29 protein-coding genes are annotated in these 25,183 nt (G+C 45.6%); all 29 read left to right on the top strand.

Annotated features, from left to right (window positions below):
- The first annotated feature begins 68 nt into the window (after positions 1-68).
- The 29 genes from T487_RS15740 (at position 69) to T487_RS0103610 (ending at position 25,182) form a co-directional block, all read left to right on the top strand.
- A complete protein-coding gene (locus T487_RS15740; RefSeq protein ID WP_051651473.1) occupies positions 69-2,360 on the top strand; it encodes a methyl-accepting chemotaxis protein in 2,292 nt (763 codons plus the stop codon).
- Positions 2,361-2,902: 542 nt separating this feature from the next.
- Positions 2,903-3,286, top strand: a complete 384-nt coding sequence (gene flgB, locus T487_RS0103755; protein ID WP_031574216.1) for a flagellar basal body rod protein FlgB — start codon at positions 2,903-2,905, stop codon at positions 3,284-3,286.
- Positions 3,287-3,427: 141 nt separating this feature from the next.
- Positions 3,428-3,862, top strand: a complete 435-nt coding sequence (flgC, locus tag T487_RS0103750; protein ID WP_031574214.1) for a flagellar basal body rod protein FlgC — start codon at positions 3,428-3,430, stop codon at positions 3,860-3,862.
- 7 nt (positions 3,863-3,869) lie between these two features.
- Positions 3,870-4,205 (top strand): flagellar hook-basal body complex protein FliE, encoded by a 336-nt coding sequence (gene fliE / locus T487_RS0103745; RefSeq protein ID WP_051651472.1) that lies wholly within the window; start codon positions 3,870-3,872, stop codon positions 4,203-4,205.
- A gap of 249 nt (positions 4,206-4,454) precedes the next feature.
- Positions 4,455-6,023, top strand: a complete 1,569-nt coding sequence (fliF, locus tag T487_RS0103740; RefSeq protein ID WP_031574208.1) for a flagellar basal-body MS-ring/collar protein FliF — start codon at positions 4,455-4,457, stop codon at positions 6,021-6,023.
- 14 nt (positions 6,024-6,037) lie between these two features.
- Positions 6,038-7,048, top strand: a complete 1,011-nt coding sequence (gene fliG, locus T487_RS0103735; protein WP_031574206.1) for a flagellar motor switch protein FliG — start codon at positions 6,038-6,040, stop codon at positions 7,046-7,048.
- Positions 7,002-7,772, top strand: a complete 771-nt coding sequence (locus T487_RS0103730) for a FliH/SctL family protein (RefSeq protein WP_143004575.1) — start codon at positions 7,002-7,004, stop codon at positions 7,770-7,772. The genes fliG and T487_RS0103730 overlap by 47 nt, the downstream gene beginning before the upstream one ends.
- Positions 7,773-7,785: 13 nt before the next feature.
- On the top strand, positions 7,786-9,099 hold the full coding sequence (gene fliI / locus T487_RS0103725; RefSeq protein WP_031574203.1) for a flagellar protein export ATPase FliI: 1,314 nt from the start codon (positions 7,786-7,788) through the stop codon (positions 9,097-9,099).
- A 36-nt stretch (positions 9,100-9,135) separates the two neighbouring features.
- A complete protein-coding gene (gene fliJ / locus T487_RS0103720; protein WP_031574201.1) occupies positions 9,136-9,555 on the top strand; it encodes a flagellar export protein FliJ in 420 nt (139 codons plus the stop codon).
- Between the two features lie 87 nt (positions 9,556-9,642).
- Positions 9,643-10,893 carry a flagellar hook-length control protein FliK gene (locus tag T487_RS0103715; protein ID WP_031574200.1) on the top strand — a complete coding sequence of 417 codons (1,251 nt, stop codon included), beginning with the start codon at positions 9,643-9,645 and terminating at the stop codon, positions 10,891-10,893.
- A gap of 17 nt (positions 10,894-10,910) precedes the next feature.
- Positions 10,911-11,336: a flagellar hook capping FlgD N-terminal domain-containing protein gene (locus T487_RS0103710; protein WP_074542588.1), complete on the top strand. Its 426-nt coding sequence runs from the start codon at positions 10,911-10,913 to the stop codon at positions 11,334-11,336.
- A complete protein-coding gene (locus tag T487_RS0103705) occupies positions 11,326-11,697 on the top strand; it encodes a TIGR02530 family flagellar biosynthesis protein (RefSeq protein WP_031574195.1) in 372 nt (123 codons plus the stop codon). Before T487_RS0103710 ends, T487_RS0103705 begins: the two co-directional genes overlap by 11 nt.
- Positions 11,698-11,793: 96 nt before the next feature.
- Entirely contained in the window at positions 11,794-12,702 is a 909-nt protein-coding gene (locus tag T487_RS0103695; protein ID WP_031574193.1) for a flagellar hook-basal body complex protein, read from the top strand.
- Between the two features lie 93 nt (positions 12,703-12,795).
- Positions 12,796-13,002: a flagellar FlbD family protein gene (locus T487_RS0103690; RefSeq protein ID WP_031574191.1), complete on the top strand. Its 207-nt coding sequence runs from the start codon at positions 12,796-12,798 to the stop codon at positions 13,000-13,002.
- Positions 12,999-13,805 carry a motility protein A gene (locus T487_RS0103685; RefSeq protein ID WP_031574188.1) on the top strand — a complete coding sequence of 269 codons (807 nt, stop codon included), beginning with the start codon at positions 12,999-13,001 and terminating at the stop codon, positions 13,803-13,805. The genes T487_RS0103690 and T487_RS0103685 overlap by 4 nt, the downstream gene beginning before the upstream one ends.
- The gene (locus T487_RS0103680; protein ID WP_031574185.1) at positions 13,798-14,553 is read left to right on the top strand and encodes a flagellar motor protein MotB; all 756 of its coding nucleotides are present in this window, start codon (positions 13,798-13,800) and stop codon (positions 14,551-14,553) included. Before T487_RS0103685 ends, T487_RS0103680 begins: the two co-directional genes overlap by 8 nt.
- 3 nt (positions 14,554-14,556) lie before the next feature.
- Positions 14,557-15,024 carry a flagellar basal body-associated FliL family protein gene (locus T487_RS0103675; RefSeq protein ID WP_031574182.1) on the top strand — a complete coding sequence of 156 codons (468 nt, stop codon included), beginning with the start codon at positions 14,557-14,559 and terminating at the stop codon, positions 15,022-15,024.
- Positions 15,025-15,038: 14 nt separating this feature from the next.
- Entirely contained in the window at positions 15,039-15,380 is a 342-nt protein-coding gene (locus tag T487_RS0103670; protein WP_031574179.1) for a flagellar biosynthetic protein FliO, read from the top strand.
- Positions 15,367-16,134, top strand: a complete 768-nt coding sequence (gene fliP / locus T487_RS0103665) for a flagellar type III secretion system pore protein FliP (protein ID WP_031574176.1) — start codon at positions 15,367-15,369, stop codon at positions 16,132-16,134. Before T487_RS0103670 ends, fliP begins: the two co-directional genes overlap by 14 nt.
- A gap of 12 nt (positions 16,135-16,146) precedes the next feature.
- Entirely contained in the window at positions 16,147-16,410 is a 264-nt protein-coding gene (gene fliQ / locus T487_RS0103660; RefSeq protein ID WP_031574173.1) for a flagellar biosynthesis protein FliQ, read from the top strand.
- A gap of 8 nt (positions 16,411-16,418) precedes the next feature.
- Positions 16,419-17,177 carry a flagellar biosynthetic protein FliR gene (gene fliR, locus T487_RS0103655; RefSeq protein WP_081827529.1) on the top strand — a complete coding sequence of 253 codons (759 nt, stop codon included), beginning with the start codon at positions 16,419-16,421 and terminating at the stop codon, positions 17,175-17,177.
- 15 nt (positions 17,178-17,192) lie between these two features.
- A complete protein-coding gene (gene flhB, locus T487_RS0103650) occupies positions 17,193-18,263 on the top strand; it encodes a flagellar biosynthesis protein FlhB (protein ID WP_031574168.1) in 1,071 nt (356 codons plus the stop codon).
- A 13-nt stretch (positions 18,264-18,276) separates the two neighbouring features.
- Positions 18,277-20,349 (top strand): flagellar biosynthesis protein FlhA, encoded by a 2,073-nt coding sequence (gene flhA, locus T487_RS0103645; RefSeq protein WP_031574166.1) that lies wholly within the window; start codon positions 18,277-18,279, stop codon positions 20,347-20,349.
- Positions 20,346-21,458: a flagellar biosynthesis GTPase FlhF gene (flhF, locus tag T487_RS0103640; protein WP_031574164.1), complete on the top strand. Its 1,113-nt coding sequence runs from the start codon at positions 20,346-20,348 to the stop codon at positions 21,456-21,458. Before flhA ends, flhF begins: the two co-directional genes overlap by 4 nt.
- Positions 21,455-22,348, top strand: a complete 894-nt coding sequence (locus T487_RS0103635) for a MinD/ParA family protein (RefSeq protein WP_031574161.1) — start codon at positions 21,455-21,457, stop codon at positions 22,346-22,348. The genes flhF and T487_RS0103635 overlap by 4 nt, the downstream gene beginning before the upstream one ends.
- A gap of 11 nt (positions 22,349-22,359) precedes the next feature.
- Positions 22,360-23,031, top strand: a complete 672-nt coding sequence (locus T487_RS0103630; protein ID WP_031574159.1) for a flagellar brake protein — start codon at positions 22,360-22,362, stop codon at positions 23,029-23,031.
- 15 nt (positions 23,032-23,046) lie between these two features.
- The gene (locus tag T487_RS0103625; RefSeq protein ID WP_031574158.1) at positions 23,047-23,754 is read left to right on the top strand and encodes a sigma-70 family RNA polymerase sigma factor; all 708 of its coding nucleotides are present in this window, start codon (positions 23,047-23,049) and stop codon (positions 23,752-23,754) included.
- 20 nt (positions 23,755-23,774) lie between these two features.
- Positions 23,775-24,254 (top strand): hypothetical protein, encoded by a 480-nt coding sequence (locus tag T487_RS0103620; protein ID WP_031574155.1) that lies wholly within the window; start codon positions 23,775-23,777, stop codon positions 24,252-24,254.
- A 166-nt stretch (positions 24,255-24,420) separates the two neighbouring features.
- The gene (locus tag T487_RS0103610) at positions 24,421-25,182 is read left to right on the top strand and encodes a flagellar hook-basal body complex protein (protein WP_051651468.1); all 762 of its coding nucleotides are present in this window, start codon (positions 24,421-24,423) and stop codon (positions 25,180-25,182) included.
- Position 25,183 lies beyond the last annotated feature (1 nt).

The following is a 25,183-nucleotide window of genomic DNA, read 5'->3' as shown; positions in this document are numbered from 1 at the left end:
CAGACAGACGAAGAACACTGGATAGATCATCCATAGAATGAAACATTGTGAAAAGGGGGAGTACTGCGTTGAAAGAACAGTTGGGGAAAGTGAACATAAAACTACCGAAGATGCCAAAGCTCAAACTGCCGAAGAAGGAGATGAAGGAAGCTTCGAATGTCTCCGAACCGTTAAAAGTACGAGCTGACAAAAAGAAGAATATGAAACTCTCCGGAAACAAATGGCCTAAAAAGGGGAAAAAGAAGGAACACGAGTCAAGCACCTTAATAAGCAAGAAAAAGATTGGCACAAAACTTGTTGTCATGACACTTCTTATGGTGATCACTCCGCTTCTTGTGTCCAATACTGCAAGTCTTATCTATATGAACAAGAATTATACAGAAGAGATGGAAGCGAACAATGCCATGCTGGCAGATGCCATCTCCAATCAGGTTGGCGCTTTCGTGGAAAAAGCTTTTATGATCACAGAGCAGCTTTCTGTGAACAACGACGTAAGAGATTATAATGGGATGGCGCAGTCTGCTGTACTGGCAAACACCCAAAGAAGCTACGACTTTTTTGATCTGATCTATGTGACTGATACCACCGGTATGCAGACTGCACGAAGTTCAGGGAGACTTGCGAACCGCTCAGACCGCTGGTGGTTCAAACAGGTGACAGAAGACAAGAAGCCTTTCGTCAGCCACTCCTATTTCTCTCTTACAGGGAATACTGCAGTAACGACCATTGCTATGCCGGTATACAACCATAATATGACTTACCTTGGCGTTTTGGGAGCGGACATCAAGCTTTCTTCTTTCCAGAAGGTCATTGAAGAGTACAGTAAAGGAAGCAGTTATGCGTTCATCGTAGATGGTGACGGTAAAGTTCTCGCTCATCAGAACTATAATATGGTCTCCGAGATGTTTAATTATGTGACCTTAACAAAGACGGTCACAAGAAGGGATGCGTCTGGGAAAACACTGACGGATCCTACGGGGAGTCCCATGATTGATGAGGTTCCCGTAAGAGCTCCTCAAGCACTTTCAGACATTGTGATAAAAGCTGTCGCAGGTGAAGAGGGTGTTGAAGAATATCTGGATCTCGATGGAACAGAGCTCATCAGTGCCTATCATCCGATTGTTCTGCCTGGCGAGTCGAAACCCTGGGCGGTGATCACCGTAGAAAACAAATCTGATGCCATGGCCTTTATTACCGATACCATCTACTTCAGCTTAGGGATTGCTGTGGTTTCTTTAATTCTTGCTGCAGTTCTAGTATCACTTTTCTCCAAAAGCATTTCAGGACCGATTAAAGCTTCGTCACAATATCTGGCAAAAATCGCCAAAGGCGACTTCACGGTGCAGGTAGATGAAAAGCTTCTGAAAAGAGAAGATGAGATCGGAATCATCTCTCATGGCATCCATGAAATGAAAGACTCCTTACGTGCGCTGGTTCTCCGCATCACGGCATCTTCTGAGGACATCAACCATCAAGTGGAAAATTCTGTGCGGTCCATTGAAGCGCTGAACAGTAATCTTGAAAGCGTCTCAGCCACCACAGAGGAACTGGCGGCAAGTATGGAAGAAACTGCAGCATCCACAGAGGAAATGGCAGCGGCTTCCAATGAGATTGAACGTGCAGCCCATTCCATAGCAGAGAAGTCCCAGCAGGGTGCACTGGCAGCAAGAGAAACAGCCGAAAGAGCCGATGCAACTCAGGACAAGGTTCGGAAAGCGCAGAAAAAATCCAAAGAAATTTTTGATTCTGCTAAAGAGGATCTGGAAAAAGCCATTGAGGAATCCAAAGTAGTGGAGCAGATTCGTGTGCTCTCTGATGCCATTTTGCAGATCACAGCTCAAACCAACCTTCTGGCGCTTAATGCTGCCATTGAGGCTGCACGCGCGGGAGAAGCAGGAAGAGGATTCTCTGTGGTTGCAGATGAGATCAGGAAACTTGCTGAGCAGAGCAAGAATGCTGCCACACAGATTCAGGCTGTCACCGGTAAAGTGACAGACAGTGTGGAGAATCTCTCTAGGAGTTCCAACACTCTTTTAACCTTTGTGGAGACGGATGTCCAGAATGACTACGAAAATATGCTGGACGTAGCCGATAAGTATAACAAAGATGCAAGGTATTTTGATGATCTTGTCACGGAGTTCAGTGCGACATCGGAAGAACTTCTGGCATCCATAGAAAATGTGGTCCATGCCATTGAAGCTGTATCAACTGCTGCGGGAGAAAGTGCGGAAGGCACCACGGACATTGCTGAAAAAGTTTCTGAATCCACCATGAAATCCAATGCGGTTATGGAGGAAATGGAGAAGACAAAGCTTCAGGCGGTGCACCTGCAGAAAGAAACCGAGAAGTTCAATCTGTAAAGAATATGATCAGTATAGAAATTATGAAATAAATATGAAGAGTGTATGAAAGTCATAAGACCAACCCATAATAATGGTGGTTTTATGACTTTTTATGCATCAGGGAATATGTTTCGATAAGTGTATATCACATTTGAACATAGTGATTCCATTAGTGAACAAAGGTGGTGTTAATATAAATCATTATCTCATTTTTTTCCGACAATTTTATACATTAATTTTAGGAGTTATAGAAGAATTGTTAAAAATACTATGGAACATACTGTTTGAATCTGAGTTCATACGTGGATGCTTGATAAAAAAGTAAATATCTTATAATTGTTTCGGGGGTTACTTTCAATTAAAATTGAATTAGATGCTAAAACCATTGTAAATAGTAGATTAGCGTGCGGTTAGATTTTTGCAAAACCATCCAGATTTCATTGCAATTTAGAATATGAACGGATAAAATTGGTAGTGATTGAAAAATAAGAAAGTATGAACACAATTATATTTATTCATATCATAGAGTTTTTACTGAATATACTTGGAAGGGGTGTTTTATGAAAGACCTGACATATCAGATCATAAAAAATGGATTAGATGCTTCTGCAAAAAGGCAACGAGTCATTTCGTCCAATATAGCCAACGTGAATACATCAGGGTATAAGGCATCTACGGTGAAATTTGAAACGGAGCTCCAGAAAGCCATTGAGAAGAAAGGAAGCCTTGTCAATACCCATGAGAAGCATCTGGGGGCTGCTGAGGCATCTGAAGTTACAGGACTGGTGGAAAGAAGCCAGGGCAGTTCCATGAATGAAAATGGCAACAATGTGGATATAGATAGAGAGATGGTGGATCTGGCCGCCAATGAGATTTACTACAATGCTCTCATCGAACAGGTGAACCGTAAACTCAGTAGCATGAGCTATGTCATAAACCGCTAGAAGATTTTTATTATACTGAAAACATAAGCACACATAGAAAAAAAGCGAGCTCATCTATCTCGAATGTAGCATGCTACAGATGTTGTGTGAATATGAAGTATAGCAATCCATATAATGAAAAACAGCTATCAGGAGGTACCTATGTCTGTATTTAATTCAATGAGAATCAATGCTTCAGGACTTACACTCGAACGTATAAAGCTGGATGTCATCTCCTCAAACATTGCCAATGTCAACACCACAAGGACAGAAGAAGGCGGTCCATACCAAAGAAAAGAAGTGGTTTTCCAGGAAATGGTGGAAAAAGCACAAAATACTGTCAGCGGCTTAGGAGAAAGAATCACCTCAGGCGTGAAGGTCACTGAAATTCGTGAGGATCAGGAAGGGCTTCGAAGTGTATATGATCCTGCCCATGTGGATGCGGATGAGAATGGATATGTGATCCTGCCCAATGTGAATCTTCTGGATGAGATGGTGAAGCTCATTGAAGCCCAGAGAACCTATGAGGCCAATGCTACAGCGCTGAAGGCCAGTAAATCCATGCTGAATAAAGCCATAGAAATCACAAAGGGGTAAGAGCTAAATGACAACTATCAGCGGCAATTATAAAAATATATTGGACAGATACAGCCTGCTTTTGAATCAGACAGGGGTAACAGAGAGAAAGGAAGAGACGGATTTCTCCAGTTTAGGGCTTGGAGAGAGTTTTGGTGATCTTCTCACCACTCAAGTGGAAAAGCTGAACATGACACAACAGAGTGCGGACCAGATGGTCAAAGACTTTGCTGCAGGAAAAACCGATGATCTTCATAATGTGATGATTGGTGTGGAAGAAGCCAGACTCAGTATGGAGCTGGCGGTTCAGGTCAGAAATAAAATTATTGAAGCGTATAAAGAGCTCACACAGATGCAGCTTTAGAAATGGCAGACAAGGATGAATGCATAGGGTGTGAACGATCTTTTCGCAGCAGCTGACAGAATCGAAGAACAACAATGCGAATGAAAAATATCAAACTGCTTTGTGAAAGCATACTGACGAAAGAAAAAGAATTCTGCAGAACTAATGAGCTGATTTTCTTCCTAAAGGAGTGCGTTGTAGAGCAGTTTTAGTTTTTTCAAAAAGACGGATGAATGGAAGTAACCTTACTAGGCAAGGAGCAACTGATTAATGGATAGCATCAAGAATACCACAGAGAAAATAAAAGGCGGATGGAGCAAAATGGATCCAGGCAAAAGAAAGGCGCTGATACTTATCGTTTCAGCGTTGCTGCTTTTCGTCGTTCTGTTTTCCATGTATTCCAGAAAGGTGACTTATGCCACCCTGTTTCAGGGGCTGGAACTGGAGGATGCCGCAGCCATAACGGCAGATCTTGATACGCGGGGAAACATCAGCTACAAGATTGAAAATGGCGGACGTGATATTCTCCTTGATGAGAAGCATGTGGATAAATACAGGCTGGAACTTGCCATGAACGGGATGATGCCGGACAAGTCCACGGGATTTGAGATTTTTGACAATATGGGCATGATGGTCACAGACGAGGACCGGAAGATCATGTATCAGCGAGGCCTTGAAGGAGAACTTCAAAGGTCTATTATGTCATTGACCGAAATTGAAAGTGCCCGTGTGCATCTGGTGCTGAGTGAGGAGAGTATTTTTGACACAGAAAGAAGAGAAGCTTCCGCATCGGTGATTCTCAGCCTGAAAACCGGAGCGAAGATTTCTGCTGATTCTGTGCGTGGCATCATTGCTCTTGTCACTGGGGCGGTGAATAATCTTCCAGATGAAAAGGTGCAGGTCATTGATACCAGAGGCAATCTTTTAAGCATTGGTCTCACGGGAGAGACCTCTCCTGGCGTAGGCCTTTTGGATAAGCAGTCTGAAGTGAAAAGAACCTTTGAGAAAGAGATTGAGGGCAACATTCTGAATCTCTTAGGTCCCGCATTTGGACCAGATAAACTGAAAGTGGCAGTCTATGCGGATCTTGATTTTGATGCCCAGGAGCAGACGGTCATCGCATACCGTGATCCTGTCATAAGAAGCGAGCAGAACAGTGCCGAGGGACCAAATCTCAATGTGGGCGAAATCACAGACAATCCCATTGACGACAACACCCAGAATGTTCTGGACGGTGAAGAGGACGGCATGGGTTCCTATGAGGGGACCAAAAACTATGAGCTGACTGAAACAACCACACGGACTGTAAGGGCCCCGGGTAAGGTGCAGAAAATCTCCACCTCTGTTCTCTTTGACGGGAATCTTACGGAGGCGCAGCTTCTTGCCATCAGAAATCTTGTTTCCACGGCTACAGGCTATGATCTCAATCGAGGGGATCTCATCAGCGTAGAAAGCATGGAGTTTGACAAGAGCTACCAGGAAGCTCTGGAAGAAGAGCTGGAAGAGCAGAAACGTCTGGAGGAGGCCAACAGGACCTTTATGGAACGATACAGTGATTATATCTATCTGGGTGTGTTCGGTATTTTGGGACTGGTCATTGTTCTTTCCGTGATGAAACTTATTTTCGGAAAGAAGAAGAGAAGAAAAGAGGAAGAAGAACTTCCAGTGATGCTTCCACAGGCTCAGGATGAGCCACTTGGCCAGACTGTGGACATCATTGAGGAAGTGTATCAGAAATTCGAGGTGAAAGAGAATCAGAAGGAAAAGCAGCTGAAGGAATATGCCGAAGAGCATCCTGAGATTGCAGCAGATCTCATTAAAGCCTGGATGAAAGAATGAGGGTGATATGACCTATGCAAAGTAAAGAAAACAGCGGTATAAAAAAAGCAGCCATCCTGCTGATTTCACTGGGACCGGATATTTCAGCGCAGATCCTTCGGATGCTGCCTGATGCCATGATTCAGAAGGTCACCTATGAGATTGCCAACACAGAGTATGTGGAGCCACAAGAACGGGAACGGATCATAGAGGATTTCATGGATATGGCCTCTGCGAGAGAATACATCATAGATGGCGGCATAGACTATGCAAGAAACCTTCTTACCAAAGCTCTGGGCACTGTCCGGGCCAAGGAGGTCATGGATGTGCTGACACAGATTCAGCAAAGAGAGATGCCCTTTGCGATCTTGAGGAAAGCGGATACCCATCAGCTGGCCAATATGCTTTCCAATGAGCATCCTCAGACCATAGCGCTCATCATGTGCTATATCCAGCCGGATAAAGCTGCGGATGTCCTGTCTTTGTTTCCTCATGAGCTCCAGACGGAAGTGGCAGAAAGAATTGGTGTCATCAACAGGACTTCTCCTGCAGTAATTAAAAAAATTGAGTCCATTCTTCAGAACAAGTTCTCCAACATCATAGAGAGCGATGCGGAGAACATTGGCGGTGTGAAGACTCTTGTGGAGATTCTGAACTCAGTGGACAGAACCACCGAGAAGAACATTCTGAACGATCTGGAAAAGACTCAGCCGGAGCTGGCAGAAGTCATCAAAGCCAATCTTTTTGTCTTCGAAGATATTGTCACTCTGGACAAGAGCTCTATTCAAAGAGTTCTTCGGGAAGTGGACAACGAGCAGCTGGTTCTGGCCCTCAAGGGTGCTTCAGAAGAAGTGGCCACGGTGGTTTATGCGAATCTCTCCAAGAGAGCAGCGGACACTGTGCGGGAAGACATCGAGTTCATGGGGCCTGTACGTCTCTCCACGGTGGAGGAAGCGCAGCATAAGATTGTGGGCATCATAAGAAGGCTGGAGGAAGCCGGTGAAATCGTCATTGGAAGAGGTGATTCCGATAGCATTATCGTATAGAATAATCAAAAATACAGAGCCTCTAGAAGAAAAGAAACTCACCTCTCTGGATCTTTCCCAGTATATGGAGAAGACAGAAGCGCTGAAACAGGATGAGATAAGAAAGATCATCAAAAGAGAAGATCCCATGGATGTGGTGAAGCGTGAGATCCGTAAGAATCTGGAGGAAGAAATCGAAATCAAAAAAAACGCCATGCTGGAAAAAGCCCGTCAAGATCTCCAGAAAGAACGGGAAAGAGTACTGGAAGAGGCTAGAAACGAAGGTATAGAGGAAGGTGTGAGACTCGGTAGAGAATCAGCCTATCAGGAGGCAGAGTCCATAAGGCAGGAGGCGCTTTCCTACCTGGAAGAAGCGGAAAAAGCCGCAAAAGACTATCTTTTTGAGAATGAGGAGAGGATTCTGAGGCTTTCAGCAAAAATTGCAGAAAAAATCCTCGAAAAAGTCATTAAGGAAAGTGAGGAGGATGTGATGCTTCTGGCACGGCCTGTTCTTCAGGAATACGGCAAAGTGCAGAATGTCATCATCAGCTGCAATCCTTGTAAGGTGGATCAGGTGAAGCGTTATGTGCCTGAAATGGAAAAAACATGTCCCAACGCTCATATTCTGATCCTGCCGGACAAGGCCCTTGGAGAGCTGGATATCCGGGTGGAGAACGAGCATCAGATTACAGACCTGTCGATAAGAAAACAGCTGGACAGATTCATAGCACTGGCCCTTGGCTAGAAGGAGGAGAAAGATGACAGAGGTTCACTTTGACAGACTGGAAGACCTTTTGGATGAAAGCACCTTATCACTGAAAATGGGAAAAGTGAAAAAAGTCATCGGACTCATCATCCATGCAGTTGGTCTGAAGGTTTTTGTGGGAGAAGTATGTGAAATTCTTCTGGATGAGCGCAACAGGATTTCTGCAGAGGTAGTGGGGTTTGAGGATGACGGTGTTCTTCTTATGCCTCTGGGCGATGTGCAGGGAATTGGTCCGGGATGCCTGGTGCTTCCTACAGGCAGTGCACTGAAGGTCAAAGTGGGAGATGAGCTACTTGGCACAACGGTGGATGGACTTGGGAATCCCATGGATGAGATCAAAAGAAAACTCACGGGATTTGGAGACATCAACAATATGCCGCCAAATCCTTTCCAGAGAAGAAAGATCGAAGAGGTCATGAGTACAGGGGTCAAAGCCATAGATGGTATTCTCACCTGTGGAGAAGGTCAGCGTATCGGTATTTTTGCAGGAAGCGGAGTGGGTAAAAGCACCCTCCTTGGGATGATTGCCAGATACTCTGATGCGGATGTCAATGTCATCGGTCTCATCGGCGAGAGAGGCCGTGAGGTGCTTGAATTTATCGAAAGAGATCTTGGACCCGACGGGTACAAGAAATCTGTTGTGATCTGTGCCACCTCAGACCAGCCTCCTCTAGTGAGACTTAAGGGGGCGTATGTGGCCACAGCCATTGCAGAGTATTTCAGAGATCAGGGCAAAAAAGTTATGTTCATGATGGATTCTGTCACAAGATTTGCCATGGCCCAAAGAGAGATTGGTCTTGCCATCGGAGAGCCGCCTACCACCAGAGGATACACACCATCGGTGTTTGCAACGCTCCCTAAGCTTCTGGAAAGAAGCGGTATGTCCAAAGACGGTTCCATCACCGCTTTCTACACAGTACTGGTGGAGGGGGATGATATGAATGAACCCATAGCCGATGCGGTCCGGGGTATCCTGGACGGGCATATCGTACTTACAAGAAAGCTTGCAGGAAAGAACCACTTCCCCTCCATCGATGTCCAGCAGAGTGTGTCAAGAGTCATGAAGGAGATTGTCTCCAAAGAGCATTATGACTTTGCAGGAAAGCTCAAGGAGAATATGGCCAGATATCAGGAGTCAGAAGATCTCATCAATGTGGGAGCTTACGCAAAGGGAAGAAATCCGGATCTTGACAAAGCGGTGGAACTGAAACCCCTCATTGACCGCTTCCTGAAACAGGATGTGGAGGATGCCAGAAGCTTTGAAGAAACAGTGGAAGAGCTCCATAAAATCTTTGGCAGAAGGTGAGACCGATAAAAAGTCATTTCAGGAAGGAGTAAAGACATGAAGAGCTACAAGTTCAAAATGGATAAAGTTCTGGAATACCGGGAGAATGTGGAAAAAGTCAAAGTGGAAGACTTTGCTAAAATCACCCATAAGCTTCGCAGAGAAGAGGAGCACCTGAAGGATCTTCAGGAAACGCTGGAAGAAAAGAAGAAAGTGAAGCAGCAGGACCTTTATGGGATGAAAATGGGTTTTTTATACAGGGAAAAACTGAAAGCGGAAGTGGACAGGCAGGTGAGCAAAGTGCAGGAAATCTCTGTGAAAGCAGAGGCTGCACAGCATGTGCTTATTGAAGCCAGAAAGGACCGGAAAATCATGGAGATGCTGAAAGAAAAGGATCAGGAGAAATATCGCCTGGACCTCCTCAATACGGAACAGAAGGAGCTGGATGATCTCAGCGTTATGAGATTTGCCAAGTAACTTTTATTCATAGATGCACAAAGAAAGCAAAAGGATCCATTTTAAAGCTTTCAAAAAACTGAATACTGAAAGGAGGTGAGAAATGATATGAGAACAAACATCATGAATCTCATGATGGGCACAAAAGGTTTGGAAAATACGGCAGGGACCGCAATGGAAGTGGACGGAGAACTTTTTTCCGCTTTGCTGCAGAAGGTGACAGGACAGGGCGGGATAGAACCCGAGGCTGTTTTTGATCAAAGTGGTGTTGAAGCAGTGGAGAAAGAAGAACAACTGCCTCTAGATGAAGCTGCAGCGGTACTTGTGGGGATGATATTCTCGAAAGTGCCAGAAGAGAACCTTCAGGCAAAAACACCGGAGAATACTCTGGAAGAAAGCATTAGTTTTCTGAAAGAAGTTCAAGGAAACCCAAAGGATGATCTGGAATTTCAGCAGGTCAGCAATCTTCTCGGATCTTTGGAAACAGGAGACAAGAAGATGTATCATGCAGTGCTGGACATACTGAAAATGAAAAAGGAAGAGCTGATCTCCTCATTGGAGGGGAAAGAGCCCTCTGGAATGAAAAGTCTGGAAGTGGTGCAGCAGGGACAAAAGAATGCAATGGATACGGTCCATGAGGTGGCTTTTCGAAGCATCCTAAGCCAGGAGACGGGGAAGACTGTGAGCGCAGCTGTGGATGAAAGTGCAGATGCTGTGGAAAGTCTAGACAATCCAGTATCTCTTCAGATGGACGGTGCACTTGAAAAGATTTCAGAAAATCCCGCACCACTTTCACAGAAAGAGGAAGGAGAGCAGGAAGCCTCTGAGAAGAATGATCTTCTCCAGGTTGGAACCGAGCCTTATCCAGTAAAGGAAGTGAGACTGCCTGATGGAAAAGCTGTCAAAGTGACAGAACAGGAGATGAGCCAAAACCTCAAAATCACAGAAGATGCCATGGTAAAATCCATGGAGACGCTGAAAAATGGGGATAAAACCACCATGAAACTGAGACTTCATCCGGAAGAACTGGGGGAGATGGAACTGACTCTTTCCATGGAACATGGAAAGATTACAGGGAAACTCATGACAGAAAGTCAGGAAATCCGACAGATTTTCCAGGGGAAACTTCTGGAGCTGCAGGAAAGCCTGAAGGCCCAGAACATACAGGTGGTGAAGCTGGAAGTGTCCACAGGACTCTCTGAGAACGGTCAGAACTTTCAGGGGAAGAATCCTCAGGATGAGATGAGAAAGAGATCTCAGGAGATGACAGTAAGAGGGTATGGAAAAGTAACTGATAAAAAGAGCTCGTACAGCCCAGCTGTCCTGAAAAACCAGGAGGGCATCAGTATTCTTGCATAAGAAAGCAGGTGAAAAAAATGAGAATCAACGGAATCGGTGTACAGGGCACCAACGTGAACGGTCAGAAAGAGGTGAAATCCAATGATACATTGGACGTCAATGACTTTTTGAAAATCCTTACCGCCCAGCTGCAGCATATGGATCCTTTGGGTGGAAACAGTTCAGACCCTACAGAGTATATCAATCAGATGACGCAGTTCACCATGCTGGAGCAGATGAACAATCTGGTTTCAAGCATAGGCACCATGACCATGCTGTCTCAGCAGCAGATGTCGTTTTCCCTGGTGGGCAAAGAAGTCAGTATTTTTGACGGTGAAGAAAGATTCACGGGCATCGTGGAGAAAGTCAGATACCGGGAAGGGGTTGCCTACCCTGTGGTGAATGGTAAAGAGTATCCCATGGGCTATATAGAAGAGATCGGAGGGAAGGAAGATGTCCTTTAAAATTCAAAACGGTCAGATCATCCCATCCGCTCATCCGGGACAGGTCCAGGGGAAGAAGCCTTCAGGTGATTTTGAGCGCCTTTATCTGGAGTCTATTCAAAAAACCAAAGAGACAGTAAAATTGTCTGCCCATGCCAAAGACCGCATGGACAAGAGGGACATCTCTCTTTCAGAGGAAGACATGAAAAAGATCAATGATGCTGTGGATACCTTAGATCAGAAAGGTGCCAGAGAGGGACTTCTTTTATATAAAGATGCCGCATTCATCGCTAGCATCAGAAACCGTACCATCATCACTGCCATGAAGGATGCGGAGATTGAGACCATCACCAATATCGACAGTTTTATGAAAATCAAGTAATGGCTGGACCTCTTGAGGAAGCCATAGAGACTTTGCTGAACGATGGATGCAAAGTACAGAAAAAGGAAAAAATAAACATCCTAGGAGGAATTTATCATGTTAAGATCCCTTTATTCCGGAGTTAGCGGAATGAGAACCAATCAGGTAAAAATGGACGTAATCGGTAATAATATCGCCAATGTGAATACCACCGGCTTTAAATCCGGCAGAGCAAGATTCCAGGATATGCTGAGTCAGACCCTTGCCTATGCACAGGCCAGCACAGAAGAGGCCATCGGGGGCGTAAACGCACAGCAGGTGGGCCTTGGAGTAAAGGTTGGTGCCATCGACACCATCATGACCAACGGAGGTCTGCAGCCAACCAACAGAGATCTGGATTTTGCGGTGGAAGGTACTGGATTTTTCATCGTGACCCAGGAAAATGTGCCGGAAGGCCAGCCCATCAATCAGAGGCTTTACACAAGAGATGGCGCGTTCTACAGAGACAGCCTTGGAAACCTTGTGAATGCTTCCGGTTACCGAGTGGTGGGACAGATGTATGATTTTGAAAATGAAACCTGGCCTGCTGACTTTGAACCTTCCAATCTCCAGACGCTGAAGATCACCAATGAGCTTTCTTACACAGACGCCGATGGCAATGCTGTGAATGTGAATCTGGAAACCTTCTCCATCGACTCCAGCGGTACCATTATCGGTGTTTACGATGATGGTGTGGCCAGAGAGATTGGCAGAATGGTTCTCGCAAAGTTTGAAAACCCTGAAGGTCTTGAGAAAATGGGAAACAACAACTACAGGGCTTCCAGAAACTCCGGAGACGATGTGAAGAGCACAGCAAACTCCGAAGGATATGGCCTTGTGCGTTCCGGTGTGCTGGAAATGTCCAATGTGGATCTGGCCAATGAGTTCACAGACCTCATCATCACCTCCAGATCCTACCAGGCAAACTCAAGAACCATCACCACTTCAGACGAAATGCTTCAGGAGCTTTTGAGCCTGAAGAGATAGGGAAAATTTCACGCAATTTGGAGGATCGGCTAAAGATTCTCCTTAAACAGCCGATTGGTTAAGTAGAACAGTGATATGGAGGAGGCGAAACCTATGATCAAACTCACTGCGTTAAATGGCAGCGATTTCTATCTGAATATCGATTTAATCTATAAAGTGGAGCCTCTTGCAGATTCACTGATCACTTTGACCGATGGTAAAACCCTTCGTGTCAAGGAAACTGCGGACGAAATAGTTCAAAAAATAGTGGCCTACAAAAGACAGATTTTTGCAGGCGTTCTGGAGGGTGACGCGAAATGAAAAAAAGTTACAGTGCGGTATTGGGACTGGTATCGGGAATCATTCTTGTGGTCTGGTCTATACAGTTGGGGGGGAACCTGGGCAGTTTTTGGGATTTTCCATCGGTGATGATTACCTTGGGAGGATCATTTTCTGCCCTAGTCATCAGCTTTCCCATGAAAGACCTGATGAAAGTGCCTAAGATCCTAAAGCTTCTGGTGAACAAACCAGAGCAGGACCGGGTGAAGCTCATCAGCATGTTCTCTGAAATGGCAAGAAAAGCAAGAAGAGATGGGCTTCTGGCCCTTGAAGATGATCTTCAGGGTATGGAAGATGAGTTTCTCACATCGGGACTCCAGATGGTGGTGGATGGTATAGACCCAGATGTCATTCAAGAGATTATGACGCTTAAAATGGAGACTACAGAAAGAAGACATAGAATGGGACAGAGCATCTTCAGTAAATGGGGAGAACTGGCACCTGCTTTTGGTATGATTGGAACGCTCATCGGACTGATTGTTATGCTTGCAGACCTTCAAGACTCCTCAGCCATCGCTTCAGGTATGGCTGTGGCGCTTATCACTACGTTCTACGGTTCATTCCTGTCAAATCTCATATTCATACCAATTGCCTCTAACCTGGCAGCCCAGACCAATGAGGAGATGGTATCCAAAGAAATGGCGATTGAAGGGATTCTGGAAATTCAGGCAGGGACCAATCCTAGAATTCTGGAAGAAAAGCTCATGACCTATCTGTCTCCAGAAGAAGTGAAGATTCTTCAGTCGGAGCGATCCACCGCATCTGAGGCACTGTCTTATGAGTAAGGGAAGAAAACCAAGAAAATCAGAAGCACCACAAAGCTCAGGATCACCAGCCTGGATGACGACTTTTTCAGATATGGTGACTCTTCTTTTGACGTTTTTTATACTTCTTTATTCCATGTCGAATCTTGATGCCCAGAAATTTCAGCAGATTGCTAATTCACTTCAGTCGGTGCTGTCTGGAAGTTCAGGAAGCACAATCATTGAGATGCCTGGACCCAATTCTGAAATACCTTTAGAAGAAAACGCACATGAAGAAGAAGAGGATGAACTGGACCCAACCATCTCTGAGAATACACTGAAGATGTATGAGCAGGTGAAAGACTATGTGAGCAGTGAAGGACTCCAAGCGGAGGTGACGGTAAACCTCAATAAAAGCGGGGTCTTTGTAAACATCCGTGAAGCCATCCTTTTTGAATCGGGAGAAGCTGTGATCAAGGACTCAGGAAGAAACCTTCTGTCAGATCTTGAAGGGCTCTTTCTCTCTTTTGAAAATGAGATTGTGGTGGAGGGACATACGGACAATGTACCTCACCGTTCGAATAAGTATGACACCAACTGGGAGCTTTCTGCAGGAAGAGCTCTGGCGGTGGTGAGATATCTCTCCGAAGAGAAGCGTATTCCAGGGGAAAGGCTTTCCGCCATAGGATATGGCGAATACAGGCCCATCGTGTCCAATGACACCGACGCTAACAGGGCGCTGAATCGTCGGGTGAATTTACTGATTATCATGGATGAAGGCGAGGAATAGGAAATGGCTCAGGAAGAAAAGCAGAAAAAAGAAAAAAAGAAACCCAATGTGCTGGTGATCATCATCGTGATCATGAGTTTCATCATCATGGTGGGGTCTGTAGCAATGGTATTCATCGCCACAGACATCAAAATCTCGGATATCATGGCAAGATTTCAGAAACACGAGGAGTTTGTGATGCCCATGGATTCTTATGTGGTGAATCTGAGAACAGAAGGAAAGAAAACAACGTATCTAAAAGCAAATGTCTCTCTTCTTTATACCAACGAAGACCACGCGGCAGTACTGACCAACAAGACCAGTCAGCTGAGAGATGTCATCATCCATGACCTCATGGAGTACACCCCGGAAGATCTCCTGAAAGAAGGAGGCCTTGCCGGAGCCAAAGTTAAAATCAAAGCCAGCATCAATGCCGCCTTGGGCGAGGATGTGGTGGCAGAAGTCTACTTCACTGAGTTTCTGGTGCAGTAGGAAAAGGAGCGTCCATGGAAACTGTTGAACTGATCCTGTCTTTTCTGAAAATGATCCTAGGCCTTGCTGCAGTGCTCGCTCTTCTATATGTGGTGCTGCGCTTCGGGAAGAAGATGAACTATGGAGGGAACCAGTACATCCAGATGGTGGAAAAGGTGCCTCTGTCGAATCAGGCGTTCCTTGCAGTGGTCCGGGTGGGGAAAAGGTATCATCTGGCCAGTATCAGTTCTGGAAAAGTGGATCTTCTGAAAGAACTGCTTCCGGAAGAAGTGGAGGAAATGATGGAGAATCGCCGAAGACAGCTGGAAGAGAATCCAGTGAAAGAGATGTGGAGAAAGAGGAATGACCGTGAATAAGAAAAAAATGGTGCTGTTTCTGGCACTCTTTGTGGGACTGGGTCTCGCTTTCAATGTAAAAGAGACCTTTGCCCTGGATCTCAGCCAGTGGGGCATCAATTTCAATAATCCGGACCGTGGACCCCAGGCGACAGTGGATACCGTAAGGGTCTTTGTGCTTCTAACCGTACTGACATTGGTGCCAGCTTTTGTGATCCTCACCACGGCTTTCACCAGAGTGGTGGTGGTGCTGTCCTTTCTAAGAAATGCCATGGGTTCCCAGCAGACACCGCCCAATCAGGTGCTCATGGGACTTGCTCTTTTCATCACCATGTTTGTGATGACGCCAGTCTATAACAAGATTATGGATACGGCAGTGACGCCTTTTGTGGCAGAAGAAATCACCCAGGCGGAAGCTCTTGAAATCGGAGCGGTGCCCCTGAAAGAGTTCATGCTAAAGCAGACCAGAGAGAAAGATCTGGCTCTTTTTATGAGATCTGGAAATCTTGAAAATGTGTCAGATCCCATGGAGCTTCCCTTGACTGTAGTGATTCCGGCATTCACCATCAGTGAGCTCCGGACCGCTTTCTCCATTGGATTTATTCTCTTTCTTCCTTTCCTTGTGCTGGACATCGTTGTATCGAGTATCCTCATGTCCATGGGGATGTTCATGCTGCCCCCGGCCATGATCGCTCTGCCCTTTAAGCTTCTTCTCTTCATACTTGTGGATGGTTGGTATCTTGTGGTGGAATCTCTTCTCAAGGGATTCAGTTAGGAGGTTTTTAAGATGAATCAGGTAATGGCACTGGATCTTATGAAAAGTGCGTTCATGACAACAATAAAGGCCTCTGCACCCATTCTGATCATTGCCATGGTGGTGGGACTTATCATCTCCATCTTGCAGGCCACCACCCAGGTTCAGGAACAGACCTTGACCTTTGTGCCAAAGATGATCGCTGTGCTTTTCAGTCTCATACTTTTAGGAGCTTTTATGATGAATACGCTGGTTGCATTTATGAACCAGGCCTTTGATGTCATCAACAGACTCTAGGGGGATTCATGATGCAACTTGAAATTCAAGGATTTTTCTATATTCTTGCAAGAATCACTTCCTTTATCACGGTGGTTCCTGGATTTTCTCATAAAGCTCTGCCAAACACTTCAAAGGTGTTTTTTTCCCTTATCCTGAGTCTTCTTGTGTATTTCAGAGCACCGGAGGTTCTTGTATATGAGGAAACCCTTCTTTTTGTTCTGGCGGTTTCGCGGGAAGTGGTCATTGGTCTCACCATGGGGTATATGGCGAAACTGATTTTCACCGCTGTGGAGATGGCAGGACAGTTCATCGATTTCCAGGTGGGGTATTCCATGGGAGCTGTATATGATCCAATGTCCGGCTCCACATCCTCTTATTACGGCAGTCTCTTTTACTGGATGAGCATTATGGTTTTCTTTATGATGAATCTTCACCATACGCTGCTTACGGCCGTGATGGATTCTTTCCAGGTGGCCCTGCCGGGGCAGCTGGGGCTATCAGGGATCAATCTTGAAGGGGTTCTCTTTCTCTTTTCCCAGAGCTTCAAGATCGCCTTCAGCATAGCAGCACCTATGCTCATTGTGCTTCTGGTAGTGGATATTGTCATGGGGCTGATTTCCAGGTCTGTACCTCAGATTAATGTCTTCATGCTGGGGATGCCGCTGAAATCTCTGCTTGGTATGGTGCTGTTTCTGTTTCTGGCTTCTTCATTTATGAATCATGGAGGCAAGACGCTCTCTCTTCTGGCGGAGTATATGGGAAAAGCTGTAGAAATGTTCAGATAGAAGGATGTGAGGTAAATGGCAGAAGACAAGCACTCAAAAACGGAACAGGCCACCCCAAAAAGGCTCCGGGACAGCAGGAAGAAGGGACAGGTATCGAAAAGCGGAGATCTCAATTCCGCATTGTCCTTTCTCCTCTTTGCACTGGCTCTAGGTGTTCTAGGAGACTATCTCTATAAAAGTGCCAGAACCTTCATGCAGTTCACCTTATCTTCTACCCTTGGACAGGAGCTTGGACCGGCCAACGCAGGCACATACCTTTCAGAGCTTCTCTTGCAGGTCCTTCTCATTTTTCTTCCTTTTGGGCTGGTGGCTGTATTTATCGGGATTCTCAGCAATGTGATGCAAGTGGGATTTCTGTTCACAGCTGAGCCTCTGAAACCTGATTTCAAGCGCCTTAATCCAATTCAGGGTGCCAAGAACATCTTTTCAAAAAAAGCCCTGTTTACGCTGTTCAAGAGTCTCATGAAGCTCTTTATTGTGGTGTATCTCACCTATACAGGACTGCAGGAGTTCATGAAGCCACTGCTGAATCTTGGAGGCGTAGGACTGGAGAAGCTTTTCGGTTTCTTTATAGAGGTTACAAGAACCCTCAGCATCAATATCGCAGGATTTATGCTTGTGCTGGCGCTCATCGACTTCGTCTTTGAGAGAAAAGAGTACAAAAAAAATCTCATGATGACAAAACATGAGATCAAAGAAGAGTACAAGCAGATGGAGGGAGATCCTAAAATCAAACAGAAAAGGCAGCAGATCCAGCGTCAGATGTCCATGGCAAGAACCATGCAGAGCGTGGAGGCTTCCACAGTGCTCATCACAAATCCAACCCATATTGCCATCGCGCTGCGGTATGAGCAAGGGAAAGATGAGGCTCCTGTGGTCATGGCCAAGGGACTGGATTATAAAGCCATGAAAATGAAAGAACTGGCCAAAGAGAAAAAGATCCCCATCATCGAAAACAAACCTCTGGCGAGAAGTATGTATTATAAAGTGGAGCCGGGCTCCTCCGTTCCTGTGGAAATGTATCAGGCGGTGGCAGAAATCCTGGCCTTGGTTTTCACCATGAACAGAAAGAAAAAAGCAAGATAGATAGGAGTATGTTATGCCGCAGAGTCTAAGAGCAAGTCTTTACAATTTAAGAAAATATGCTGAAGTTCTCATAGCCTTTGCTGTGGTTGGTGTCATTGCCATCATCATCCTGCCCATGCCCTCTTTTCTTCTGGATCTTCTGCTTACGGTGAATTTGGCCATCTCCATGATGATCCTCATCCTGACGCTTTTCACAAAAAGTGTTCTGGAATTCTCCATTTTCCCCAGTCTTCTCCTTGTAATGACCATGTTCCGTCTGGGACTGAACATTTCATCCACAAGGCTCATTTTGAGTAAAGGTGATGCAGGAGAGGTCATCAATGCCTTTGCCACCTTTGTTACTGGGAACAACTATGTGGTGGGTGCTGTGATTTTCATCATCATCACCATCGTACAGATGGTGGTCGTGACAAACGGTGCAGGCAGAGTATCCGAAGTCGGTGCCAGATTTACTCTGGATGCCATGCCAGGAAAACAGATGGCCATTGATGCGGATCTTAATTCAGGTCTCATCAATGAGGAAGTGGCCAAGAAAAGAAGACTGGATCTTCAGCGGGAAGCGGACTTTTATGGTTCTATGGATGGTGCTTCGAAGTTTGTCAAAGGAGATGCCGTTGCGGGCATCATCATTACGCTGATCAATCTTGCCGGCGGTATCATCATTTTCTCCATGCAGGGGGAAATGACTATTATGGAATCCATTGGCCATTTCGGGAAACTCACCATTGGTGACGGACTTGTGAGCCAGATACCATCCCTTCTTATTTCCGTAGCATCAGGTCTTATCGTGACCCGGTCCGGTGGAGATGAGAGTTTTGGTAAAACCTTCACCAAGGAGCTGTTCAGCGCCTGGAAAGTCATGATGATTGGCGCTGTAGTCATCTCAGCCATCGGATTTATTCCTGCTTTCCCCACCATTCCTTTTGTGGCCATTGGGGCCTTCATCGGTCTTGGCGGATATCTTGTCTATGAGAATGATAAAGATGAGATTGTGAGAAAGGGAGAAGAGAAGGAGAAAGAAAAGATCAGCAAGATCAAAGATGTGGATGAGACGGTGCGGTCTTACCATGTGGAGCCCATCTCCATTGAAATCGGGTATGGCCTGATTCCACTTGTGGATGAAGGGTCTGATTCCAGCCTGGTTTCCCATATCACTTCGATCAGAAAGCAGTGTGCTACAGAAATGGGGATTCTCATCAATCCCATCAGAATCCGTGATAATCTGCAGCTGGAACCCAACAGCTATGTGATGAAAATAAAAGGAAATGAGATTGCCCGAGGAGAAATCTATGTCCATAAATTTCTGGTTATCGATCCTGGAACCCAGGACTTTGATCTTCAGGGTATCCCTACAAAAGAACCTGCCTTCGGCCTTGCTGCTTTGTGGATTGAGGAGAAAGACAAGGAAAGAGCTGATCTTTCCGGATATACCATTGTAGAGCCAGTGACGGTTCTTGTGACTCATCTGAAGGAGCTTATCAGAAAACATGCGTATGAGCTTTTGGGCAGACAGGAGACGAAAGCCCTCATTGACGAGCTGTCTGAGAAATACAGCGTCATTGTGGAGGAGCTTATCCCAGGGATCATGACCCTTGGAGAAGTGCAGAAAGTGCTTCAGAATCTTCTCAAAGAGAATGTGCCCATAACGGATCTTGTGACCATACTGGAAACATTGGCGGACAATGCCGTTTCCATCAAAGATACAGAGATTCTCACAGAGCATGTGCGTCATGCGCTGCAAAGAACCATAGTGAAAGACTACCTGGATCCGACTGGAGAGCTGAAGGTTCTTACCATAGAGGGTCAGCTGGAGGATCTCATCGGAGGGAACATCCATAAATCCATGGGGGGCTCCATTCCTGTCCTTGAGCCGGAAATGATCACAAGAATCTTCAGCAGTATCCAGAGCGCCTTTGATGAAGCCATGATGAAGGGGTATCAGACCGTAATCCTGGCTTCCCCGAAGATCCGAACGGCTTTAAAGAATCTCATCTCCATGACCTTTCCCCATATGGTGGTGTTGTCTCTGAATGAAGTGCCTAATGATGTACCCATTGAAGTAGTAGGGATGGTGGAATTCCGTTGATTATTAAAAAGTATGTAGTACATGATATGAAAGAAGCCCTGATCCGCGCAAAATATGAGCTGGGCAAGGAAGCCATCATCGTGAGCCAGAAACCGGTACGTCCGGGCAGATGGTATCAGCTGTTCCGAAAGAAAATGCTGGAAGTCACCGTGGCGGTGGAAGAAAAGGTCCATGAGAAAAACCGGAAGGAAAAAGAGGAGTTTCAAAAAATCCTCTTTTCTAAAGAACCTCAGATGAGACGTGAGGATTCCTCGGATATGATCCAGATGGCCAAAGAAACCCTCAAAAGCACGCTGGAGAGAAGCATCCGGAATGAACTTCAGAAAGCGCAGGAAATGGAGATGATGGAAGAGGAGCTGCACCGTAAGGTCTTTTCAGAAAGTCCCATGGCCAAAGAGAAGTTTGATGCGTACAAACTGAAGCATGGCCTGGAGGAGAAGCTCACAAAGGAAAATCTTCTTCAGTTTGTTCAGGAGGTGTATCTGGAGAATCCGTTTCAGAAGGAGAAACCCTTTGCCAGACTCAATGTGCTGGTGGGACCTACGGGAGTAGGAAAGACCACCACCATTGCGAAAATCGCGTCCACGGCACTTCTTGAAGAAAACAAGACCGTGGGTCTTCTCACCATTGACACCTACCGCATTGCCGCTGTGGAGCAGCTGAAAAAATATGCGGAGATTCTTGGAATTCCTTTTGTCACAGTAGAAGATCCCAAGGAAATCGGGAAAAAGCTGGAAGAGCTCAGTGGTGTGGACATCATCCTTGTGGACACCATCGGGGCCAGTCCTAAGGACGAAGAGCGTCTGGAAGACATCAAAGGATATCTTTCGGAGCTTCCGGAGGAAAGAAACACGTATCTGTCCATTTCCATGTCCCAGGATACGGACACGGTAAAACGGATTCTGAAAACCTATAAAGAACTTCGCTATGACGCACTGATTCTCACCAAGCTGGACGAAGTGGAGAATTTCAGAAACTTCTGGGGCATAATGGAGAATACAGTGCTGCCGGTGCAGTATTTCTGCCATGGGCAGGAAGTGCCGGAAGATCTGGAGGAAGCAGAGCTTTCCCGTGTGCTCACCTATTTATGGGAGGAGCTGAAAGCATGATGGACCAGGCAGAATCCTTACGCAGAAAAATAATGGAGAAATTTGGCAAAGAGCCGATGAAAGAGGAAGAGACCGTGAAAAGCGGGCTTGTGAAAATCTATGCTGTGGTCAGCGGAAAAGGAGGTGTTGGAAAAACCAACATCTCTGTGAACCTCTCCATTGCCATGGCGAAAAAAGGAAAGAACGTCCTGCTTCTGGATGCGGACATTGGGATGACCAATGCGGATATCATCATGGGACTTCATTATGAGTATGATCTTTTTGACTATCTGGAAGGAAGAGCAAAGCTCAAGGACATCATCTATGAGGGACCCATGGGCATCAAGGCTATTTCGGGAGGCTCGGGTCTTCTGGAGTTGGAAACCCTGTCAGAGGAGAATCAGGAAAAGCTCATTGAAGAGCTCATTGATCTTGGGGGCTTTGATGTGATGATCATCGACAATGGAGCCGGCATCAGCAAAGAGACTTTGAGTTTCATGACCTTTGCCCATGAGGTGATTCTTGTGACAACTCCAGAACCCACTGCCCTCACCGATGCTTATCGGGTGCTGAAAACCCTCAGTCATTATGGGCTGAAATCATCGGTGAAGCTCATTGTGAACAAGATATCGTCAAAAGAAGCAGGAGATGAGGCTTATGAGAAGCTTTTTGCCACCTGCAGCAATTTTCTTCATATAGAACTGGAGAACTGCGGATATATTTTCGATGACATACGACTGGAAAAAGCCATCATGAATCAAGAACCTGTACTTATATCTTATCCACAAGCGCTATCTAGTAGAAATATAGAGCAAATCGCTGGTATAATATTGGAGGAAACTGTTTTCACCAAGAATATATCAACATTAAAGCAGCTGGGGAACAGATTCCGAAAAATATTTGGCACATAGCGGGTGATGAGATGGATTTTATAACAATTGGGGGAAAGATACAGCTGACAACTGAGGATGGGAATATACTGGAGGCTATGGTTTCAGATAAGACAGACCATAGTGTGGATTTTTCCATCCCGGCAGATGACAAAAGGTTCCGTTTTTTTCATGAGGGAGAGAAGGTGGAGGCTGTTGTTTATCACAGCGCCAAAGGTATGTATTTTACTGGGGTCATCGTAAAGAGAGTGAAGGCGGAAGCGCCCACCTATACCATTGCGCGACTCGAGAATTTCAAGACCATTCAGAGACGGAACTTTGTGAGGGTGTCCTGCACAGAAGAAATTCTATATACGGCCAATGACTACATCACAAACAGTGTGTCCTTCTCCAAGGATCTGAAAGCTGTGGGAGACGAGATCGCAAGGTACATGAAGCCTGGATTTATGGTGGATCTCAGTGCTGGGGGGATGAAAATCACCTGTGAGGAAGACATCAAGGAAGGGAAGAGAATTATTCTGGAATTTGTCATGAACAATCGTAAAATACAGCTCTGGGGCACTGTGATGCACCGGGAGCTTATGGTGAAGCCTTCAGGAATCAAGTATGATTACGGAATAAGGTTTGACCACATCACAGAAAAAATGCAGGAAACCATTGTGAATCATGTGTTTCTGCTCATGAGAAAATCCACAAAACGTTAGTAAAGGAGGCTATCCATGGGGTACGAGAAAAAAGAAGCAGACAGCGAGCTCATACTGAAATACATTCCTCTTGTGAAGAGGATTGTAGGCCGTATGGATGCTGGGGATGGAGATCTTGATAAAGATGATCTTTTTTCCATCGGTGTCATAGGGCTCATGGATGCCCTGAAAAAATTTGATTCAAAGAAAGGTGTGCCTTTTGAAGCCTATGCCACAGTCCGTATCAAAGGGAATATCATCGATGAGATGAGAAAAAGCGGCAGAGTATCCAGAGACCGTATTGCGAAGCTTCATGAGTATTATGAGGCCAAGGAGCGTCTGGAGCAGGAGCATCACAGGACGCCGGATGAGCAGGAGATTTGTGATATTCTCGGTATAGGAGAAAAGGAGCTTTCCAAGCTTCATGAGACCGTTCATTATCTCTCCAAAGTGTCCTTTGAAACCACCCTTTTCCATAAAGATGGCAATGAGGTTCAGCTTTCGGATATGATCCCGGATGATGAAACGGATACGCCGGAGGAAGAGCTTCTGAAAAAAGAAAGAAAATTTCTCCTGAAAGAAGCGGTGACAAAACTTTCGGAGAGAGAACAGATCATCCTGGATCTTTATTACGTTCAGGAACTGACCTTGAAGGAAATCGCCTATGCCATGGATATTTCAATCCCAAGAGTGTCCCAGCTTCACGGTAAAATTCTCATGAAGCTCCGGCAGCTCATGGCATAAATAAAAAGGATGGAATCATTATGTTTATTTTTCTTCTGATCCTGGGGGCATCCCTCATGGTCTACGGTTTTAAGAAAAGAGTGGAGGAGACAAAAGAGCAGCATCTTTCTTCCAGTCATAGAGAGTGGATGCCTGGAGCCGTTTCAGAGGCTTCAGGGGCATCTTTGTCACTGGAAACGGAGGAAGAAGTCAAGGACCTTCGTCATCGCATGGAGATGCTGGAAAAAACTCTTTTTGAGGAGCTTCTAAAATGGCAAATGGAGCGGGAAACTCTGAAATCAGGTCTGCTTCATGAGGAGGATATGGAGCTGTCTTTAAGAGGCAGCGAAGTTTTTGAGGAAGAAGAAGTTCTGGAAAAGAAACCCATGCCGGAACATGTGAAAAAAGTTTGGGATCTTTTAAGAGAGGGACGGAGCACGGCAGAAGCTGCAAGAGAACTTGGCATCAGTAAAGGGGAGGTTTTACTATTAAAAAACTTATCGAAACACTACAAAGAGTAAAGTCTGAGATCTATATCGCCCTGGGTGCTGGGATCCTTGTGGGTGCCATCCTTATGAACCTTTCCCTGTCTTTCTCTATGAACCTTTCTGTAGAGGAGAAGGCAAGAGACTTAGGTATGGTCTATCCGGAAGAAGTCCGGGTCAATCTGGGAGGAGAAAAAGAAGAATGATCATTAGAAGTTTATATAATGTCACAAGACAAATGAATGTCCTGCAGAAGAAGCAGGAGAACAATTCCGCCAATGCAGCCAATGTGAACACTCCTGGGTTCAAGTATCAGGACCTCATTCAAAGAACCATGGAAGAGTTTGATGTATATAACCGTGCAGGCGGCAAAAATAGCAATAGAGTTCAGGAGCTGGGCACCATTAATTTTGGTACAGAGATCGATGGAGCGGTGACGAACTTTACGCCAGGTGTGCTGAAAGAAACGGGGATTGCTACAGATTTTGCGCTGGATGGCAATGGCTTTTTCACCCTTTCTCTTGAAAATGGAGAAACAGGGTACACCAGAAACGGTAATTTTAAAATCAGTGGAGATGGACGTCTTGTGACCCAAGAAGGATATCCTGTACTTGCCGTGAATGGACAGGGTGCAGCAGAAGAGATTTTTGTGGCCGGAGATTTTTTTGAAGTAAGAGAAGATGGAACCATATCTGGTTCTGATCAGAGGCTTCTCATCTCCAATTTCAACAATACACAGAATTTTGAGCTCCGGGGAGAAACCATCTATGTGACAGGGGAAGCCAGTATTGGCATGGGAGATGCGTCTGTGAGACAAGGATACATCGAAAGCGCCAATGTGGACATGGGGGCAGAGATTGTAAAGATGATGGAGATTTCAAGAGAATTCCAGGCAAATCAAAGAGCGCTGACGGTGCTTAATGACACACTTCAGAAGACGGTCAATGAAATTGGTCGTAATTAAG

This window comes from Proteiniclasticum ruminis DSM 24773 (genome assembly GCF_000701905.1).
Lineage (GTDB): Bacteria > Bacillota > Clostridia > Clostridiales > Clostridiaceae > Proteiniclasticum > Proteiniclasticum ruminis.
Note: the sequence above shows the minus strand (reverse complement) of the source record. Positions and strands in the feature narration are given on the sequence as shown.